Origin of the sequence: Arthrobacter sp. CAN_A6 (assembly GCF_015751715.1) — a bacterium.
Lineage (GTDB): Bacteria > Actinomycetota > Actinomycetes > Actinomycetales > Micrococcaceae > Arthrobacter_D.
On record NZ_JADOUV010000041.1, the window covers coordinates 1 to 2,549 of the forward strand.

Sequence of the window (2,549 nt, forward strand, 5' to 3'; positions counted from 1 at the left end):
CGAGAGAGTGTGGGAGAGTAGGACACCGCCGGACAACCATTACAGGCCAGAGGCCCCACCACCGGTGGGGCCTCTGCCCCTTTAAACACCACACCCACCACCCAACGACACCCAACCCGCCAAGCAGAGTTGGGTTGCCAAACGCAGCAGCGCCGCACATCTGGCATCGTCACATCCGTGACGATCGAGGAAAGGCTCTCTCGTGCCGCCTCGTCTCAGACGGCCGCGGGTTCGAGGATGGCATCGATCTGGCTCATCGCCTGCATCATGCCCTCCTCCATGCCCATCGAGAGCATCTGCTCGAGCTGCTCTACGCTCTCGAACTTCGACGTAGTCGTCATGCGCGTACGGTTGTCGACCGACTCCAGGGTGACTACAGCGCGGGTGGTTCCCATCTCCGCTACCGGGTCGCCCTTCTCGTCGGCGAAACCGTCCTCGAACTCAAGGCGGTTCGGGGCGTCTATGGCGGTGAACCGCCACCATCCTCGGCTCTTTTCGCCGTCTGGTCCCGTCATGAAGTAGCCGGCCGTTCCACCAGGCACGAAGTTGTGGCTCTCGAACGTCGCCGGCCAGGTTGGCGGGCCCCACCAGCGTTCGAGCTGGCGCGGATCCTCCCAGATCCGCCATACGCGCTCTACGGTTGCCTCGAACTCGGCGGTGATGGTGAAGCTCAGTGCCTCAGCGTCCCTCTGCGAGCTGATAACGGTCATGATGGTGCTCCTTATCCCTCAGTGAGAATGTCAGCGATCCGGTCAACACGCTGTCGCCAGATCAGCTCGTACTCGTCGAGCAGCCGTTGTGCCCTTATCAAGCCTTCAGGATGAGCGTGCACAATCTGCTCCCTTCCGCGCTTCTCCTTCCTTACGAGGGACGCGCGCTCCAATACCGCGACATGTTTTTGTACCGCGGCAAAACTCATTGCGTACTGCGCGGCCAAACCTGTTACCGAGTACTCCCGCGTCAGGACCCGGGCGAGAATATCTCGGCGCGTAGAGTCAGCGAACGCCTGGAACAGGCGGTCCAAGTCGGCTTCGTCGAGCTGATATACAACCATTTGGTTGTAATTTAGTTCCGGCGGCGGGTCATGTCAAGAGGTCTGTTGGGTCGGAATGTGCGTTTCGGGAGTCACTTCCGAACGCCGCGGCGCTTCAGAATCCAGCGTCCGCAGCCCGTTCTGCCTGGTGACGGGTGAATACTGAAGGGGACGATGGGCAGATCGCTGTTCGAGAGAGTAACTTTGCCGGATTCCTACGTGCTCGAGCGGCATGAGGCATCAGGAGACATTTCTTCTGGGGTCGGTTGACGGGAGGTCAAGGTGACAGATGACACGGTTGAGCCCAGTACTCCGGGTCACGTCGTTCTGCTCGGCGATTCCATCTTCGACAACAAGTCCTACGTAGGTGGTGGACCGGACGTGGTGGCGCAACTTAGGGAAGAGCTCGCGCCGGGGTGGAAGTGCACCCTGCTGGCAGTGGACGGGGACGTGACGACCGGCGTCGTGCGGCAGGTTCGATCACTCCCGCCCGGTGCGACGCACCTGGTCGTGAGCGTTGGTGGGAACGACGCACTGGGGTATGCCCACCTGCTGCAGCAGAAGGCCGGCTCCGTTGCTGAAGCACTCAGCATCCTTGGCGACGCTCAAGACCAGTTCGCGATGAACTACGCTTCGACGATTCGGGCAGTTTCCGTCGAGGGTCTCGCTCTCACTCTCTGCACGATCTATGACACGCCGCCCTCCGATCCCGACCAGCGGCTGGTCAGGACGGCGTTGGCCCTGTTCAACGACCAGATAACGCGAGCGGCCTTTTCCTTCGGCGCATCCTTGATCGACCTTCGACTCATCTGCAACGAGGACCGGGATTACGCGAACCCGGTCGAGCCCTCCGTCCGGGGCGGCAGGAAAATAGCGCAGGCCATCGCAGCCGCCATTCACCCCGAACAGGATGCCTGCCGCTCCCTGATCATCGGTGGAAGACGCTGTGCCGCCAGCCGGTGAGATTACGCAGCGGCAGCAGGGTCGGAATGAGGAGCTTCAGGGATGGTCGACGGCACCGGTTTCAGCAAGCAATATTCGTCGGGCAGCCGGTCATCCGGGACGGCGGCCCGTACGCTGCCTCCTGCCAGCCGATAGGGGAGATCACCGCTTCCGGTTGCCGTGGTCGCCCCGCGTGTACCATCTGCTTTCTGTAGCGTTGGAGGGTGGCGCCGGGGCCGAGAGCGGGCGTGATGCGTGGATTTGTGGTGATGGGGGTGGTGTCGTATAGTTGGGGAGTTGCCCCGGTGTGGGCGACAAACCCCCTTGAATTTCTGAAGCCGTTCCGGCGTGTGCAGTGCACGAGCTCGGGATCGGCCTCGAATTTGTTGTCACTTGTGGCGGTTGGTTGTTCTGTTTTTGTGGCCGGTTTTGGACCGGAGGCAGAGCGGGAGGGCTGATTTGCTTCAACCGGCTGGTGGGGGTAGGATTGAAAAGTTGCTTCGGAGCGAGGACATGACGGTTTTGGTTGTGTTTGGTGTCGATAGTGTCTGTTGTTTGAGAACTCAATAGTGTG

General features: G+C 61.1%; 3 protein-coding genes. 1 reads left to right on the forward strand and 2 read right to left on the reverse strand.

What is annotated here, in order from left to right:
* Window positions 1–215: 215 nt before the first annotated feature.
* Window positions 216–710, reverse strand: coding sequence for an SRPBCC family protein (locus IWX75_RS17455; protein ID WP_196823525.1), 495 nt, complete (start codon window positions 708–710; stop codon window positions 216–218).
* 11 nt (window positions 711–721) lie between these two features.
* Window positions 722–1,054 carry an ArsR/SmtB family transcription factor gene (locus IWX75_RS17460; protein ID WP_196823526.1) on the reverse strand — a complete coding sequence of 111 codons (333 nt, stop codon included), beginning with the start codon at window positions 1,052–1,054 and terminating at the stop codon, window positions 722–724.
* A gap of 261 nt (window positions 1,055–1,315) precedes the next feature.
* Between IWX75_RS17460 and IWX75_RS17465 the strand changes: the two genes are divergently transcribed.
* On the forward strand, window positions 1,316–1,996 hold the full coding sequence (locus IWX75_RS17465) for an SGNH/GDSL hydrolase family protein (RefSeq protein WP_196823527.1): 681 nt from the start codon (window positions 1,316–1,318) through the stop codon (window positions 1,994–1,996).
* The last annotated feature ends 553 nt before the right edge of the window (window positions 1,997–2,549 follow it).